At 64.9% G+C, this 14208-nt stretch carries 18 protein-coding genes and 1 tRNA gene; 9 read left to right on the top strand and 10 right to left on the bottom strand.

Annotated features, from left to right (window positions below; translation table 11 throughout):
* Positions 1–124: 124 nt before the first annotated feature.
* The gene (locus VIR09_RS04455) at positions 125–1606 is read left to right on the top strand and encodes a DEAD/DEAH box helicase (RefSeq protein ID WP_332011778.1); all 1482 of its coding nucleotides are present in this window, start codon (positions 125–127) and stop codon (positions 1604–1606) included.
* Between the two features lie 92 nt (positions 1607–1698).
* Here VIR09_RS04455 and VIR09_RS04460 read toward each other — a convergent pair whose 3' ends face one another.
* Positions 1699–2082 carry a thioredoxin family protein gene (locus VIR09_RS04460; RefSeq protein ID WP_332011779.1) on the bottom strand — a complete coding sequence of 128 codons (384 nt, stop codon included), beginning with the start codon at positions 2080–2082 and terminating at the stop codon, positions 1699–1701.
* A 63-nt stretch (positions 2083–2145) separates the two neighbouring features.
* Between VIR09_RS04460 and VIR09_RS04465 the strand changes: the two genes are divergently transcribed.
* The 3 genes from VIR09_RS04465 (at position 2146) to VIR09_RS04475 (ending at position 4837) form a co-directional block, all read left to right on the top strand.
* On the top strand, positions 2146–2955 hold the full coding sequence (locus VIR09_RS04465) for an EI24 domain-containing protein (RefSeq protein ID WP_332011780.1): 810 nt from the start codon (positions 2146–2148) through the stop codon (positions 2953–2955).
* A gap of 34 nt (positions 2956–2989) precedes the next feature.
* The gene (locus tag VIR09_RS04470) at positions 2990–3805 is read left to right on the top strand and encodes a competence/damage-inducible protein A (RefSeq protein WP_332011781.1); all 816 of its coding nucleotides are present in this window, start codon (positions 2990–2992) and stop codon (positions 3803–3805) included.
* Positions 3806–3973: 168 nt separating this feature from the next.
* Positions 3974–4837, top strand: a complete 864-nt coding sequence (locus VIR09_RS04475; protein WP_332011782.1) for an IclR family transcriptional regulator — start codon at positions 3974–3976, stop codon at positions 4835–4837.
* 80 nt (positions 4838–4917) lie between these two features.
* Here the strand turns inward: VIR09_RS04475 and VIR09_RS04480 are convergent, their stop codons facing one another.
* Positions 4918–5895, bottom strand: a complete 978-nt coding sequence (locus VIR09_RS04480) for a tripartite tricarboxylate transporter substrate binding protein BugD (protein WP_332011783.1) — start codon at positions 5893–5895, stop codon at positions 4918–4920.
* Between the two features lie 381 nt (positions 5896–6276).
* On the opposite strand from VIR09_RS04480, the gene phaP reads away from it, so the two are divergent.
* Positions 6277–6855, top strand: coding sequence for a TIGR01841 family phasin (gene phaP, locus VIR09_RS04485; protein ID WP_013391754.1), 579 nt, complete (start codon positions 6277–6279; stop codon positions 6853–6855).
* 146 nt (positions 6856–7001) lie between these two features.
* Here the strand turns inward: phaP and VIR09_RS04490 are convergent, their stop codons facing one another.
* From VIR09_RS04490 to VIR09_RS04510, 5 genes are all read right to left on the bottom strand, one after another.
* Positions 7002–8042 carry a quinone-dependent dihydroorotate dehydrogenase gene (locus tag VIR09_RS04490; protein ID WP_332011784.1) on the bottom strand — a complete coding sequence of 347 codons (1041 nt, stop codon included), beginning with the start codon at positions 8040–8042 and terminating at the stop codon, positions 7002–7004.
* Positions 8043–8103: 61 nt separating this feature from the next.
* Complete coding sequence (locus tag VIR09_RS04495; RefSeq protein WP_332011785.1) at positions 8104–8841, bottom strand: arginyltransferase; 738 nt, start codon at positions 8839–8841, stop codon at positions 8104–8106.
* A 41-nt stretch (positions 8842–8882) separates the two neighbouring features.
* Complete coding sequence (gene aat, locus VIR09_RS04500) at positions 8883–9656, bottom strand: leucyl/phenylalanyl-tRNA--protein transferase (protein WP_332011786.1); 774 nt, start codon at positions 9654–9656, stop codon at positions 8883–8885.
* Entirely contained in the window at positions 9653–10234 is a 582-nt protein-coding gene (locus tag VIR09_RS04505) for an NUDIX hydrolase (RefSeq protein ID WP_013391758.1), read from the bottom strand. The genes aat and VIR09_RS04505 overlap by 4 nt, the downstream gene beginning before the upstream one ends.
* A 10-nt stretch (positions 10235–10244) precedes the next feature.
* Complete coding sequence (locus tag VIR09_RS04510) at positions 10245–11177, bottom strand: LysR family transcriptional regulator (protein WP_332011787.1); 933 nt, start codon at positions 11175–11177, stop codon at positions 10245–10247.
* 129 nt (positions 11178–11306) lie between these two features.
* Here VIR09_RS04510 and VIR09_RS04515 point away from each other — a divergent pair, with 129 nt between their 5' ends.
* Positions 11307–11708 carry a DoxX family protein gene (locus VIR09_RS04515; protein ID WP_332011788.1) on the top strand — a complete coding sequence of 134 codons (402 nt, stop codon included), beginning with the start codon at positions 11307–11309 and terminating at the stop codon, positions 11706–11708.
* 97 nt (positions 11709–11805) lie between these two features.
* Entirely contained in the window at positions 11806–12270 is a 465-nt protein-coding gene (locus VIR09_RS04520) for a nuclear transport factor 2 family protein (RefSeq protein WP_414639387.1), read from the top strand.
* A gap of 9 nt (positions 12271–12279) precedes the next feature.
* On the opposite strand, the gene VIR09_RS04525 is transcribed toward VIR09_RS04520, so the two are convergent.
* Positions 12280–12870 carry a DUF2946 family protein gene (locus tag VIR09_RS04525; RefSeq protein ID WP_332011789.1) on the bottom strand — a complete coding sequence of 197 codons (591 nt, stop codon included), beginning with the start codon at positions 12868–12870 and terminating at the stop codon, positions 12280–12282.
* 2 nt (positions 12871–12872) lie between these two features.
* Positions 12873–13235 carry a hypothetical protein gene (locus tag VIR09_RS04530; protein ID WP_332011793.1) on the bottom strand — a complete coding sequence of 121 codons (363 nt, stop codon included), beginning with the start codon at positions 13233–13235 and terminating at the stop codon, positions 12873–12875.
* Positions 13236–13264: 29 nt separating this feature from the next.
* On the opposite strand from VIR09_RS04530, the gene VIR09_RS04535 reads away from it, so the two are divergent.
* Both VIR09_RS04535 and VIR09_RS04540 read left to right on the top strand, forming a co-directional pair.
* The gene (locus VIR09_RS04535; RefSeq protein WP_332011790.1) at positions 13265–13396 is read left to right on the top strand and encodes a hypothetical protein; all 132 of its coding nucleotides are present in this window, start codon (positions 13265–13267) and stop codon (positions 13394–13396) included.
* Complete coding sequence (locus tag VIR09_RS04540) at positions 13393–13866, top strand: hypothetical protein (protein ID WP_332011791.1); 474 nt, start codon at positions 13393–13395, stop codon at positions 13864–13866. The genes VIR09_RS04535 and VIR09_RS04540 overlap by 4 nt, the downstream gene beginning before the upstream one ends.
* A gap of 61 nt (positions 13867–13927) precedes the next feature.
* Here VIR09_RS04540 and VIR09_RS04545 read toward each other — a convergent pair.
* Positions 13928–14001, bottom strand: a tRNA-Cys gene (locus VIR09_RS04545).
* Positions 14002–14208: the final 207 nt, after the last annotated feature.

Raw genomic sequence — 14208 nt, forward strand, 5'->3', positions numbered from 1 at the left:
GCCTGGCCTGCAAGGCAGGATGTAGATTGCGCGTGTTCAGCTTGTTCCGATGCATATGTAGTGCAGTGCGCGTAGCACTCTCGTTTTGTTCTTTTTCACTGGTCCCGGTATCTGCCTAACCCTGATGACTGAATCCACTCAATCCGTAGCACCCGCCGCTGACGCACCCGCGCCGACGTTCACTGATTTCGGTCTGCATCCTCTGCTGCTGCAGTCCATCGCCGAAACCGGCTACACCACCCCCACGCCCATTCAGGCCCAGGCCATCCCCGTCGTGGTGGAAGGGCGCGACGTCATGGGCGCGGCCCAGACCGGCACCGGCAAGACGGCCGCCTTCACGCTGCCCATCCTGCACCGCCTCATGCCGCTGGCCAATACCAGCGCATCGCCCGCGCGCCATCCGGTGCGCGCGCTGATCCTGACCCCCACGCGCGAATTGGCTGACCAGGTCTACGAAAGCGTCAAGCGCTACAGCAAGCAGACGCCGCTGCGTTCGGCGGTGGTGTTCGGCGGCGTGGATATCGGTCCGCAGAAGGAAGCGCTGCGCCGCGGTTGCGAAGTGCTGGTGGCCACGCCCGGCCGCCTGCTCGACCACGTCGAGCAAAAGAACGTGAACCTGAGCCAGGTCGGCATCCTGGTGCTGGACGAAGCCGACCGCATGCTGGACATGGGCTTCCTGCCCGACCTGGAACGCATCATCCGCCTGTTGCCCGCGCAGCGTCAGGGCCTGCTGTTCTCCGCGACGTTCAGCAATGAAATCCGCAAGCTCGGCCGCTCGTACCTGAATCATCCGGTCGAAATCGAAGTCGCGGCGCGCAACGCCACGGCCAACACGATCACCCAGATCGCCTACAAGATGCCCAGCGACGCCAAGCGCGCCGCAGTCGTGCATCTGGTGAAGTCGCGCGGGCTGAACCAGGTCATCGTGTTCTCCAACACCAAGATCGGCACGGCGCGGCTGGCCCGCGACCTGGAACGCGATGGCGTCAAGGCCGAGTCGATCCACGGCGACAAGACGCAGGCCGACCGCATGAAGGCGCTGGAAGCTTTCAAGGCCGGCGAACTGGAAGTGCTGGTTGCCACCGACGTGGCCGCGCGCGGCCTGGATGTAGCCGGCGTGCCCTGCGTCATCAACTATGACCTGCCGTACAACGCCGAAGATTACGTGCACCGTATCGGCCGTACCGGCCGTGCCGGCGCCTCGGGCGAAGCCATCGCCTTGTTCACGCCCGACGAAGAGCGTTTCCTGCTCGACATCGAAAAACTCATCAAGCGCGAAGTGCCGCGCGGCACCCTCGACGTGCCGGCCGAACTGGTCGCGCGCAGCCACCGCCGCAGTGACGAGCACCGCGGGTCGTCCTCGCGCGAAGGCCGTGAGAGCCGCGAGGGCCGCGACAGCCGCGGCGACCGTGGCCGTTCGTCCGATCGCCGCTCCGGTTACTCGTCCGGCGCGTCGCGCCAACCCGTGGATGATTTCTTCCTGAAGCCCTACGAGCCCTCGGCCTCGTCCGCCCAGGCCGAAGAGCCGGCGCCCAGGAGCAACGGTGCATCCTCGGGGCCGAAGCGCCAGATCGCCGTCCTGCTGGGCGGCAGCCGCAAGCCCTGAACAGCGCTCGCATGAAAAAACCCGCAAGCCCTTTGGGGCCTTGCGGGTTTTTTTGTGGCTGGCGCGCGCGTAGCGTGCCGGCAAGCTGCTGCTCAGGCGGCCAGCAGGCGCGGCAGGTCCGGCAATGTCGCGGCGACGGCGGGGCTGTCTTCATTCAAGCTTTCGAGCAGGCGTTCCAAGTGGCCGATGTGCGGCAGCATCGGGCCGTAGAACACCACCCGGGGGCCGATCTGCACCAGCAGCGTGGGAAAATTCTCCACGTCTTCGTCGCCCAACAGTTCTGCGTGGTCTTCGATGTCGATCCAGGCGAAGACGTGCTGCGGCATGGCGTCGGCCAGCGCTTGCAGCTTGGGCTTGTATTGCTCGCAGGTATCGCACCAGGCCGCGCAGAAGCAGGCAACCAGCCAGGCGTCGGGCGATGAGCCGAGCCGTGCGCGCAGCGCGGCCAGGTCGGTATCGGGTACAAGTAGAGACATGTGGGCAGATCGAGGCGTGTTTGACTATCATACCCGGGATGTCTACCCCCTCATTCCTCGTCCATGACCGCTTTGCGCACTGATTCCGCCACGCCTGAAAACGGCCGATTTTCCGCTGCCGGCGCTGGCGTCGTCAGCGTGGGCCAGGCATTCAAGCGCGCGCTGGTGTCCCAATGTCACCCCACCATGCTGTTCGCGGTACTGCTGCCGTTCCTGATCGCGCTGGTGGGCTGCCTGCTGTTGCTGTACCTGTTCTGGACGCCGCTCAACGAATGGCTGGCGGCCGAGGCGGCTCGCTGGGACTTCGTCAACCGGGCGGAGGACTGGATGCTGGCGATGGGGCTGTTCTCGCTCAAGGTCTACATGATTCCCGTGATCGCGGTGGCCATCCTGCTGCCGGTGTCGGGCATCCTGGGCCTGGCGATCGCCGCGGTCTTCGTGATGCCGCTGGTGCTGCGCCACGTCAGCCTGCGCGAGTACGTGAGCGTCGCGCGGCAGGGCAAGCACGCGACCGCGGTCAGCGTGTGGAACGCGATCTGGGTATCGCTGGCGTTTGCCGCGGGCTGGCTGCTGACGCTGCCGCTATGGCTGGTGCCGCCCATGGCCATCGCCTTGTCGATCTTCTGGTGGGCCTTCGCGTTTTCGCGCATGATGCGCGTGGACGCCATCGTCGAACATGCCAGCCCTGCCGAGCGCAAACTCATCCTTGAGCGCAACAACGGCGGCTTCTGGACCATAGGCCTGATCTGTTCGCTGCTGAACTTGTTGCCGCCCGCGTGGGTCATCCTGCCGGTGTTTTCGGCCCTGGTTTATGCCCATTACGGTCTGGAAGCGCTCAGGCGCTTGCGCGAGGACCGTGTCATCGACGTCTGACCGGCGTCATCCTTCTCAACTTCTGGAATCGGACATGGCCGCAGAATCCGCCGCCCGCCGTATCGGCCTCATCATAGTGGGGGACGAGATCCTCTCGGGCCGCCGTCAGGACAAACATTTTTCCAAGGTCGTCGAGCTTCTGGGCGCGCGCGGCATGCAGCTGGGCTGGGCGGAAATCGTGCCCGACGACCGCGACATGCTCATCGCCACCTACAAGCGCAGCTTCGCCACCGGCGACGTGGTGTTTTCCTGTGGCGGCATCGGCGGCACGCCCGACGACCACACGCGCCAGGCCGCCGCGGCCGCGCTGGGCCTGCCGCTAGCGCTGCATCCCGAGGCCGAGCAGGCTATCGCCTTGCGTACGTCCGAGATGGCCGCCAAGGGGCAGGGCACGGCCGACATGAGCGCGCCGGAAAACCAGCAGCGCCTGCAGATGGGCGTGTTTCCGCAAGGCTGCGAGGTCGTGCCGAACCCCTATAACCGCATCCCCGGTTTCTTCATCAAGGACCACACCTTCGTGCCGGGCTTCCCCGTCATGGCTTGGCCCATGCTGGAATGGACGCTGGATACGCGCTATCGTGCGCTGCAGCATGTGCGCGCCCATGCGGAGCATTCCTTCCTTGTGTTCAGCATGCCCGAATCTCGCATCACGCCAGCCATGCATACCGTGGAAACGCGCTGGCCGGGCGTGCGGGCGTTCAGCCTGCCCAGCGTGGGCGAGGCCGGCGGCACGCCGCATATCGACCTGGGCGTGAAGGGCGAGCCGGCCGCGGCCGCCGAGGCATTGGAGTATTTACGGGCCGAGGTGCTGCGCCTGGGAGGCAAGCTGGCGCCCCCGCCGGCAGCATGAAGCCAGGGCCACCCAGGATGTGCGGCCCTATTTTTGATACAAAAAGCGGTTGCCAAACGCGCCAGTAAATTTCACAATACGGGAAAGAACTGTTTGCTGCGATGCCGCAAGTCCGGTTCCCTCAGGTGGGGCCCTACAGGCGGCGCGGCTGTCCTCGCTCCCCTTTCCATGTCCCGTCTCCCCACTACCCGCAATGCCCTGGACGCCGAGACCGAAGGCGCCTCCGCCCATCCCATCGCCATCCAGGTGATCGAACGCGCCATGCGCCTGCTCGACGCCCTGGCCGCGCAGCCGGATCCGGTAACGCTGAAAGAACTGTCCGCGACCACAGGGCTGCATGCGTCCACCGCGCACCGCATCCTGAATGACCTGGTCGTGGGCCGCTATGTCGAACGCGTCGACAACGGCCTGTATCAACTGGGCATGCGTCTGCTGGAGCTGGGTTCGCTGGTCAAGGGGCGCCTGAACGTGCGCGAGGCGGCCATTTCCGCCATGCGCTCGCTGCACAAGCTGACGGGGCAGACCATCAACCTGTCGGTGCAGCAGGGCGATGAGATCGTCTACATCGAGCGCGCCTGGAGCGAGCGCTCGGGCATGCAGGTGGTCCGCGCCATCGGCGGCCGGGCGCCGCTGCACCTGACTTCCACCGGCAAGCTGTTCCTGTCCACCGCCGATGCGCGCCAGGTCCGCGCCTACGCGTTGCGCACCGGCCTGGCCGGCCACACGCGTAACAGCCTGACCGACCTGGACCGCCTGGAGCGCGAATTGGCGCTGGTGCGGCGCCACGGCTATGCTCGCGACAACGAGGAACTCGAACTCGGCGTGCGCTGTATCGCCGCCGGCATTTTCGACGACACCGGCAAGCTGGTCGCGGGCCTGTCCATCTCGGCCCCCGCCGAACGGCTGCAGGACGATTGGATCAAGGCCCTGGTCGATACCGCCGCCAGCATTTCCGAAGCATTGGGTTACGAGCCCTCGGTATCCCCCGGCTTCAATGGCCTGGGCATGGCCGCAGAGGCCATGCGCCAGTAATCCAGGGTCGTCCCGCCACAAAAAGAAAAGCCCCATCAGGGGCTTTTCTCCTATGTGCGCCGCAAAGGCGTCGGTTCGGATTACTGCTGTTCGACCCCTGCCTTCTTGAACAGCTCGCCCCACTGCGGGACTTGCTGCTTGACCTTGGCATCCAGGGATTGCGGATTGGCTTCGGACGTCAGCACCGTGGCGCCCAGCTGCTTCATGCGGTCCTGGAACTTGGGATCGGCCAGGCCGGCCTGCAGGCTCTTGACCAGCTTGTCCACGACCGGCTTGGGCGTGCCCTTCGGCACCCACATGCCATGCCAGATGCCCACTTCAAAGCCCTTGTAGCCGGATTCGTCCATGGTCGGCAGGTTCGGCAGCGTGGGGACGCGCTTCAGGCTGGTGACGGCGTAGGCCTTCACCTTGCCGCTGTCGATCTGCTGGGTGGTGTTGGTGGTCTGGTCGCACAGCAGGTCCACCTGCTTGCCCAGCAGGTCGTTCATGGCCGGCGCGGTGCCCTTGTAGGGGATGGTCAGCAGTTGCACGCCAAGCGCTTCGACCAGCATGGTGCCGCACAGATGGCTGGCGGCGCCGATGCCGGCGTTGGCCAGGGACACCTTGTCCTTGTTCTGTTTGACGTACTCGGCCAGTTCCTTGATGTTGTTGGGCGGGAAGTCCGAACGCGCGATGATGGTCATCGGCACGTCGACCACCAGGCCGATGGGCTCGAAGCTCTTGTAGGGGTCGTACCCCGGGTTCTTGTACAGCGAGGGCGCCGTCGAGAAACCGGCGTGCATCAGCAGGACGGAATAGCCGTCAGGCTGGGCGCGGGCCACCTGGGTGGTGCCGATGGTGCCGCCGGCGCCGCCCTTGTTCTCGACCACGACCGTCTGGCCCAGGCTCGGCCGCATGGCTTCCGCGAGCGAACGCGCGACGTTGTCCGTCGGGCCGCCAGCGGCGAACGGCACCACCATGTTGATGGGGCGATCCGGATATTCGGCTTGGGCGGCGCCGGCTGCGAGCATGGCGCTGGCCGCGAGCAAGGCCGAAAGCGTGCGGGGGATGAGGGTCATGGAGTCTCCAATTGCAGGGTTTTGCTGCTGCGATTTCATTGTTGCGCGCTGACTTGTGGGTTTATTTGTCTGTCATCAGCGTGAAAGCAGTTTAGAAAACAATTGATACGTCGTCACTTCGGGTATTTCCTGAATCCTGGGAAATCTTTGTGCTGGATCAAGCCCGTGTGAGGCGTGCACCGTCGAAGTGCAATTCTTTGTTGCGTTGCACAAAAACTCCTTGACAAGTTTTTTTCCCAGTCTAGAATGTCAATTGTGCAGTGCATCAAACGGGCCGGCGGTAGCTTGTAGTACCAGTTTCCGCGCACGTTTCTATAGTTCGTCGCAGACAACCATCCTTACTTGCCGGACAGCCTCCGGCTACCCCTAAAGGAGCATTCTATGAGCGCTATTCCGCAACAAGTCCTGGACCGTCAAAAAGCCAGCATCAACACCATCGTGGCCGCCCAGACCGCTGTTTTCGCCGGCTTCGAAAAGCTGGTCGAACTGAACCTGAAGGTCGTCCGCGCCACTCTGGACGAAGTCGCCCAGAAGTCGCAGCAAGCCGCTGAAGTCAAGGATCCGCAGGAAGCCGCCGCTTTCGCCTCGGGCCTGCTGCAGCCGGGCGCCGAAAAGGCCATGGCCTACACCAAGCACGTGTACGACATCGTCGCCGGCGTGCAGACCAGCCTGGTCAAGCTGACCGAGGAACAGATCGCCGAAGGCCAGCAGCAGCTGAGCGAAGCCGTCGACCAGTTCTCCAAGAACGCCCCGACCGGCTCCGAAAGCGCCGTTGCCCTGATCAAGTCCTCGCTGGCCACCGCGACCAGTGCCTACGATTCGATGACCAAGGCCGCCAAGCAGGCTGCTGAAGTCGCCGAGTCGAACCTGAACGCCGCCGCCAACGCGACCTTCAAGGCTGCCTCGGACGCTGCCGACGCCGCCACCAAGGTTGCCAGCCGCAGCCGCCGCAGCGCCTAAGTTTTTGGCGCGCAGTGCTGCGCAAACCGCAGTTATGTAGTACTGTTGAGTGACAGAGCAGAGCTGGAATTAGGGCCACCCACCGGGTGGCCCCTTTTTTTTTGCCTGCTTTTTTTATTGCCGGTGGCTACCGGCGCCGTTTCCGGTCAGCGCGCCACGGCGCGCACGCATTCGCCCACCAGGGCCGGGCCGCGGTAGATCAGGCCGGTATAGAGCTGCACGGCGTCGGCGCCCGCGTCCATTTTCTCGCGCGCCTGCCGGCCCGACATCACCCCGCCCACGCCGATGATGGCCAGGCTGCTGCCCAGCCTTTCCTTCAGGCGGCGGATGACCGCCAGCGACAATTCATGCACGGGCGCGCCCGACAGGCCGCCGGCTTCCTCGGCATGCGGCTGGCCGGCGACGGCATCCCGCGAGAGGGTGGTGTTGGTGGCGATGACGCCGTCGATGCCATGGCGCGGCAGCGTTTCCGCGATGGAATCGATCTGCTCCTGCGTCAGGTCGGGAGCGATCTTCACCGCCATGGGCACGCGCCGCTGGTGTTTGTCTTCCAGAGCGCGGCGCTTGTCCGCCAGTTGCGCCAGCAAGGCGGATAGCTCGTCGCCGCCTTGCAGGGCGCGCAGGTTCTTGGTGTTGGGCGAGGAAATGTTCACCGTCACGTAGTCGGCATGCGGATACACCCCTTCCAGCCCGATCAGGTAGTCGTCCGCGGCGCGCTCGATGGGCGTGTCCGCGTTCTTGCCAATGTTCAGCCCCAGCACGCCACCTTGCTTGCGCCAGGCGCTGCGCTGCACATTGGCCAGGAAGGCGTCCAGTCCCTGGTTATTGAAGCCCAGCCGGTTGATCAGCGCGTTGGCGCGCGGCAGCCGGAACATGCGCGGCTTGGGGTTGCCGGGCTGGGCGCGCGGGGTCACCGTGCCTACCTCGATGAAGCCGAATCCCAGATTGCCCAGCGCGTCGATATAGGCGCCATTCTTGTCCAGGCCGGCGGCCAGCCCGATCGGGTTGGCCAGCTGCAAACCCATCAGCGTGCTCGGCGCCTTGGGCTGCGCATGCATGAGCTTGCGCGTGGCCCCGCATTCATAGGCGCGCTGCAGGCCCGACAAGGTGACTTCGTGAGCGGTTTCCGCGTCCATGGCGAACAGCGCCGGGCGGGCCAGGGGATAGGCGTGGAAGAGGATAGACATGGGGCGGAATTGTAGAGCGAATTTTGCCGGCCCTGCGCCCCGCGTCCGGAGGGGGCCAGGATCAGGCGGGCGGCGGCGCGGGCTGCTCGCCCCACACACCGTCGACCAGGAACTGGGCGGGGTGGAAGCTGGATTTGTAGGACATCTTGCGGCTATCCGCGATCCAGTAGCCCAGATAAAGCCAGGGCAGGTTCAGCGTGCGACATTGCTCGATCTGCCACAGGATGCTGTAGGTGCCCAGGCTGCCGGCAAGGTCGGGATCGTAGAAGGTGTAGACAGAGGACAGGCCGTCGTCCAGCACGTCGATGATGGACACCATGACCAGCGCGCCGGTCTCGTCGCGGAACTCGACCAGGCGGGTATTGACGCGGCTGGTGAGCAGGAATTGCGCATACTGCGTGCGGCTGTCCTCGTCCATGCCGCCGCCCGGATGGCGGCCCTGCTGATAACGCGTGTAGAGCCGGTAGTGTTCGGGCGACCAGGCCAGCTCCGCCACGAACGACTGCAGGCCCTGGTGGTCGCGCCAGGCGCGGCGCTGGCTGCGGTTGGGCGCGAAGCCTGCCGTATCCACGCGCACCGGGATACAGGCATGGCAGTTATCGCAATGCGGCCGGTAGGTGAACAGCCCGCTGCGCCGGAAGCCTTGCTCCACCAGTTGTGAATAGGTGCCCGCGTTGATCAGGTGGCCGGGCGCGGCGACCTGCGACCGTGCCTGGCGACCCGGCAGATAGCTGCAAGGGTAGGGAGCGGTGGCGTAGAACTGCAGAGTGGAGAAGGGGAGTTCTTTGAGCTGGCTCATCGGAGTTCCCGCGCTGCGGCGGCAGGCCCGCAAGGGGTTGGCTACATATTAACGCTGAACCCCGCGCCCGATGCTGTGTCGGGATGCAAGCGGCCGGCGCTATCCAGTATGCCGCGGTCCCAGGCGATGGCGGGCAGCGCCGTGGCTGCCCGCACATGCTGGAGGAACATGGCGCGCGGAATGGGCCGCGCGCCCAGGCTGGCCAGATGGCGCGTCTGCTGCTGGCAGTCGATGCGTTCCACGCCTTGCGCGGCCAGGTAGCGCACCAAATAGGACAGGGCGATCTTGGAGGCGTTGGGTGCGTGGGTGAACATGGATTCGCCGAAGAACATGCGGCCCAGGCTGATGCCGTAGAGGCCGCCGGCCAGTTCGCCGTCGATCCAGGTTTCGATGCTGTGCACGTAGCCGGCCTCGTGCCAGGCGCGATAGGCCTGCTGCATGGCGGCGGTGATCCAGGTGCCCGGCTGGCCGTCGCGCGGCGCGGCGCATTGCGCCATGACCTCGGCAAAGGCGGTGTCCACCCGCACCTGCACGCGCGGCGCGGGGGCATGCTCCTGGCTGGCGATCTGTCGCAGCAGCTTGCGCAGCGAATGCGAGGGCGCGAAGTCCTTGATGCCGAGCACCATGCGCGGATCGGGGCTCCACCACAGAACGGGCTCGCCCTCGGAATACCAGGGGAAGATGCCGTTGGAATAGGCCTCGATCAGCCTGGCCGTCGACAGGTCCGCGCCTGCGGCGAGCAGGCCGTCGGGATCCGCTAGCGCAAACTCCGCGGGCGGAAAGGGCGTGTCAACGGCTAGCCAGGGCAGTTTCAACGGTGCGATTCTAGGGTGTAGTGATGGGGGGGAAACACGCCCTGCTTGCGGTCGTCGAAGTAGTGGCGCAGCGTCGTGGCCACGGTGCGGAACGCCAGGTCGTCCCAGGGGATCTCGGACTCGTCGTAATAGCGGGCCTCCAGGCTTTCAGGGCCCGGGTCGAGCTCGGCCGACAGCGCCTCGGCCAGGTAGAACACGTGCACCTGATCGATCTGGGGCAGGTCGATGACGGTATAGAGTTCGCCCAGCTTGATGCGGGCGCCGGATTCTTCCAGCGTTTCGCGGGCGGCGCCCTGCGCCGTGCTTTCGCCCAGCTCCATGAAGCCGGCCGGCAGGGTCCAGGTGTTGTAGCGCGGCTCGATGGCGCGCCGGCACAGCAGGACACGGTTTTCCCAGACCGGCAGGGTACCGACCACCAGCCTCGGATTCTGGTAATGGATCGCGCCGCAGTGATCGCAGATGTCACGTTCGCGGTTGTCGCCTTCGGGAACGCGGCGGCTGATGGGCGAGCCGCATTGGCTGCAGAAGTGCGAACGGCGCGGCGCGGGGAAGTATTCGAGGGGCGATTTTGCGGTCATGGGTACGATTCTAACGGCTGCGGCGGGGGCTGGCGCGCCGGCCTGGAACGACCGGGGAGGGGACGCCGAAGCGGCCCTCCAGATGCTCCACGAACGATCGTACCTTGGGCGACAGAAAGCGCCGGTGCGGATAGACGGCGTACATGGAGATCGGGGTGTGGGCGTAGCTGGTCAGCAGCGGAATCAGGCGGCCGGCTCGGATGTCGTCGCCCACCAGGAAATCGGGCTGCAGGATGATGCCGTGGCCGGCCAGCGCCGCGGTTCGCAGCACGTCGCCGTTATTGGCCCGCAGGGCCGCGTTCACACGCACCAGATGGGTCACGCCGTCCTTCTCGAAATGCCATTCGTTGCCGGTGCTGGCGTAGGCGTAATGCAGGCAGCGGTGCTGCTTAAGCTCTTCCGGCGTCTGCGGTGTGCCGTGGCTGCGCAGGTACTCGGGGGCGGCGCAGACCAGCAGTTGCTGCGGCGCCAGCGGCCGCGCGACCAGCGAGGAATCCTGCAGTGGACCGATGCGCACGGCGACGTCATAGCCGTCCTCCACCAGGTCCACCACGCGGTCGTTCAGGTCCAGGTCGATGATCACGTCGGGATAGCGCTGCAGGTATTCGGCAATGGCGGGTCCCAGATGCAGGATGCCGAACGACACCGGCGCGCTCACCCGCAGGCGGCCGCTGGGCCGCTGGCCCTCGGCCTGCAGCGACAACTCCAGGTCCGCCACCTCGGCCAGGATGGGCCGCACGCGTTCGTAGAAGGCGCGCCCGGCGTCGGTCATGCTCAGCTTGCGCGTGGTGCGGTTCAGGAGGCGCACGCCGTACTTCTGTTCCAGATAGGCGATCTGGCGCGTGACCACGGAGCGGGCCTGGCCCATCTTGTCGGCCGCGGCCGCGAACGAACCCAACTCCACGACCTTGGCATAGGTCTGCATGGCGGTATGCGTGTCCAAGATTGTTTCCTATCGGGGAACAATAATTTGCAATTCTGCATGTTTATCTTTGTTTTTGGAATCGCAAGAATAGCGCTCATCAAGAATCTTCCCATCCTGGGCGATTCCCCACCGCTCTAGGAGAGTGCAATGGTTGATACCCGTACCGCGCCCTATGCCGCGCTGCTGCTGCGCGTGGCGCTCGGCGTCATGTTCCTGGCCCACGGCCTGACCAAGCTGCTGGTGTTCACGCTGCCTGGCACCGCGCAGTTCTTCGCCAAGATCGGCTTCGCCGGCTGGCTGGCGTATCCGGTGACGTTCTTCGAGGTCGGCGCTGGCGTGCTGCTGATCCTGGGCATCGTGCCGCGCTGGGTCGCCGCCATTGCCGTGGTGCAGCTGTTCGTGGCGTCCACGGTGCATTTTCCCAATGGCTGGGGCTTCGGCAACGCCGGCGGCGGCTGGGAATATCCCATCTTCCTGACCGTGGCGGCCGCCGTGCTGGCGCTGCTGGGCGACGGCAAGTTCGCGCTGGTCAAGAGCGGCCGCGGCTGATCGCTGCGCGCACCAGACTGTCTACCGCCACGGACGTGGCCGATAGGGCGGCCGGACCATAGAATGGCCCGGCCGTTTTTCCATTCCGGAGGTTTCCATGTTCTTGTCCAAGCCGTATTTCAAGCGCGCCGCTGCCGCAGCCATGCTGGCCCTGGCCTTGTCTCCCGCCGTCCATGCGTCCGCCGAACAGGAAGCCGCCAACAAGGCGGCCGTACTGGCCTTCTACGAGAAGGGCCTGAACCAGAAGGACGCGGATGCGGCGTTGAAGTACGTGGGCGACCGCTATGTGCAGCACAATCCCAACGCGGCCGACGGGCCCGAGGGCTTCCGCAAGTTCATCGCATTTCTGCGCGACAAGTTTCCGCAGTCGCGCAGCGAGATCAAGCGCGTCTTCACCGATGGGGACTATGTGATCCTGCACGTGCATGCGGTGCGCCAGCCTGGCGACCGGGGCAGCGCCATCATCGACATCTTCCGCCTGGAGCAGGGCAAGATCGTGGAGCACTGGGACGCGGTGCAGCCCATCCCCGAGCAGTCCGCCAATCCCAACGGCATGTTCTGAGCCAGGGGTTCAGGCGCGGGGATTCGGTACGAAGCTGAATTCCTGCGCCACATCCTTTTGCGCGATCAGCGCCAGCGGCGCGGCCGCATAGGTTCCGGGCAGGACGGCCTGGATCGTGCCGCCGGGCGAGAGCCGCTCCAGCGCATCCAGCAGCGGCTGCGCGTCAGCCGTGGCCATCTTCTCCAGCAGCGGGGGCAGGTCGCGATCCAGCACGATACCCGCTCCCAGGGGCGTCATCGCATACAACTGGCCCGCGTCGTCCAGCCTCCACGCGCTGACCGAAGCGACCGCCTGGTTCGTGTGCGTGAGCAGCCCGCTATTGTCATCGCTCAGGCGCAACACATAGGGCGCCGCGTCCAGCCGCAGGAACACGCGCTGGGGACCGTTCTGGAAAAACCAGCGGCCCGCGTCGTCGTGTTCATAGTTGCGATTGATGAATTCCAGGATCTGCGTGTTGGTGATGGACTCGCCCGGACCGCCCGCGGCCGATTGGCCTTGCGGATGCAGGCGCCAGCGGCCGCGCGCGTCCAGCGACAGCCAGCCGTACACCGCCGGCACGTCGGGCCAGCGCGCTAGCGCGTCCTTCACCGATTGATCCATGTTCAGGGCCGGATGATGATGGGAGGAGGGTTGATGATGATGGCGGGCGCCGGCATCGCGGGCACCATCACCGGCTGCGGCATTTGCACGTAGCCATGGCGATAGTCGTCCCGGCACTTGCGCTTTTCCTGGTAGTCGCCGTTGCGCTTCCATTTGCGCTCGACCTTACAGGCGCCGTCCCAATACTGCTCTTTATACTCGCGTCCGTGCCGGTGGCGGTGCTTGTCCGAATCCGCCTGCGCCGCAAGCGGGGCCAGCGTGAGCAATGCCGCCGTGGACAGCGTCAGCAGCGCGGAGGAAGAGCGGGCTCGAGAGTTCGGAAGGGTACGCATGGGATCGTCGTCAGTTGCAAACGGCGTCACCATAGCAATCATTTGATTGACGGCGCGTAGTGATGCGTAACGAGATGCTGGCCGCAATCGTACCTGAGATCCTCATCTTCGATCTCGGGCGCTTCAACCCGATGCTTGCGCTTGCGGCGCAGACGCAGTTAAACATGGTGAATGCTCAATTGGTGGCGCCATGAACGCATCTCTGGAACGTCTCGCGAAACAGCTCGATCTGGAGGCCGATCGCAATCAACGCCTGCGTCTGGCATTCGGTCATGCCTGCGCGCTTCGGGTCGAGCATTTGCTTGAAGAGCAGGAAGTTATGGATTGCCTGGCGATGCTCGGCCGGTATCTGGACGGCGCAATCGCCCATGAACGGCTGCAGCAGGCTTGCGCTCAGGCCTCGCGCCTGGCGAACCGGCATCAGGGGTCGAAATCCATCGATGGCTGCGGCCATGCCGCCGTGTCGGCGACCTACGCCGTCGCCAGCGCTCTGGCCGGCAAGGCGCTCCGCGCGGCCGAATATGCGGCTTACGCCGCAGTCTACGGCCAGGGCGGCTATGGCGCGGTTTCAGATCCCGAATCGTTCGAGCCGGAGTTCGCCTGGCAAGCGGATTGTCTGGCTTCGTTGGCTACCCGCGAGGCGGACTGGCGGCCGGCGCGGTAATTGGCGGATGCGGAAAAACAAAAAACCCGCAGAGCGTTATCTGCGGGTTTTTTGAAATTGCTGGAGGCGCAAGCCGGAATCGAACCGACGTACACGGATTTGCAATCCGCTGCATAACCACTCTGCCATTGCGCCAGAACTTGCAAGAAAAAAGGAAGCGCGGTGTAGGCCGTTGCTTCCTTTTTGTATTTGGAGCGGGAGACGAGTCATGCACTAGAGCGCTAAGTCTCTGTTTCCCAATCACTTTCTCCACTGTGGTGATCAGCGAAGAACTCAATTATAGCCTTGTTTTTCGCCCTCGGCAACAAAGTTCATCCAACCACTTCCACCAGCGTCCAAGGA

The sequence above is a fragment of the Achromobacter sp. genome (assembly GCF_036567245.1).
In the GTDB taxonomy this organism is placed as follows: Bacteria; Pseudomonadota; Gammaproteobacteria; order Burkholderiales; family Burkholderiaceae_B; genus Achromobacter.

What these genes read in the sequence shown, in the direction of transcription:
- VIR09_RS04455 (WP_332011778.1), top strand. Translation starts at nt 125, where the DNA reads ATGACTGAATCCACTCAATCCGTAGCACCCGCCGCTGACGCACCCGCG.
- VIR09_RS04460 (WP_332011779.1), bottom strand. Translation starts at nt 2,082, where the DNA reads ATGTCTCTACTTGTACCCGATACCGACCTGGCCGCGCTGCGCGCACGG.
- VIR09_RS04465 (WP_332011780.1), top strand. Translation starts at nt 2,146, where the DNA reads ATGACCGCTTTGCGCACTGATTCCGCCACGCCTGAAAACGGCCGATTT.
- VIR09_RS04470 (WP_332011781.1), top strand. Translation starts at nt 2,990, where the DNA reads ATGGCCGCAGAATCCGCCGCCCGCCGTATCGGCCTCATCATAGTGGGG.
- VIR09_RS04475 (WP_332011782.1), top strand. Translation starts at nt 3,974, where the DNA reads ATGTCCCGTCTCCCCACTACCCGCAATGCCCTGGACGCCGAGACCGAA.
- VIR09_RS04480 (WP_332011783.1), bottom strand. Translation starts at nt 5,895, where the DNA reads ATGACCCTCATCCCCCGCACGCTTTCGGCCTTGCTCGCGGCCAGCGCC.
- phaP (WP_013391754.1), top strand. Translation starts at nt 6,277, where the DNA reads ATGAGCGCTATTCCGCAACAAGTCCTGGACCGTCAAAAAGCCAGCATC.
- VIR09_RS04490 (WP_332011784.1), bottom strand. Translation starts at nt 8,042, where the DNA reads ATGTCTATCCTCTTCCACGCCTATCCCCTGGCCCGCCCGGCGCTGTTC.
- VIR09_RS04495 (WP_332011785.1), bottom strand. Translation starts at nt 8,841, where the DNA reads ATGAGCCAGCTCAAAGAACTCCCCTTCTCCACTCTGCAGTTCTACGCC.
- VIR09_RS04505 (WP_013391758.1), bottom strand. Translation starts at nt 10,234, where the DNA reads ATGACCGCAAAATCGCCCCTCGAATACTTCCCCGCGCCGCGCCGTTCG.
- VIR09_RS04515 (WP_332011788.1), top strand. Translation starts at nt 11,307, where the DNA reads ATGGTTGATACCCGTACCGCGCCCTATGCCGCGCTGCTGCTGCGCGTG.
- VIR09_RS04520 (WP_414639387.1), top strand. Translation starts at nt 11,806, where the DNA reads ATGTTCTTGTCCAAGCCGTATTTCAAGCGCGCCGCTGCCGCAGCCATG.
- VIR09_RS04525 (WP_332011789.1), bottom strand. Translation starts at nt 12,870, where the DNA reads ATGGATCAATCGGTGAAGGACGCGCTAGCGCGCTGGCCCGACGTGCCG.
- VIR09_RS04530 (WP_332011793.1), bottom strand. Translation starts at nt 13,235, where the DNA reads ATGGTGACGCCGTTTGCAACTGACGACGATCCCATGCGTACCCTTCCG.
- VIR09_RS04535 (WP_332011790.1), top strand. Translation starts at nt 13,265, where the DNA reads ATGCGTAACGAGATGCTGGCCGCAATCGTACCTGAGATCCTCATCTTC.
- VIR09_RS04540 (WP_332011791.1), top strand. Translation starts at nt 13,393, where the DNA reads ATGAACGCATCTCTGGAACGTCTCGCGAAACAGCTCGATCTGGAGGCC.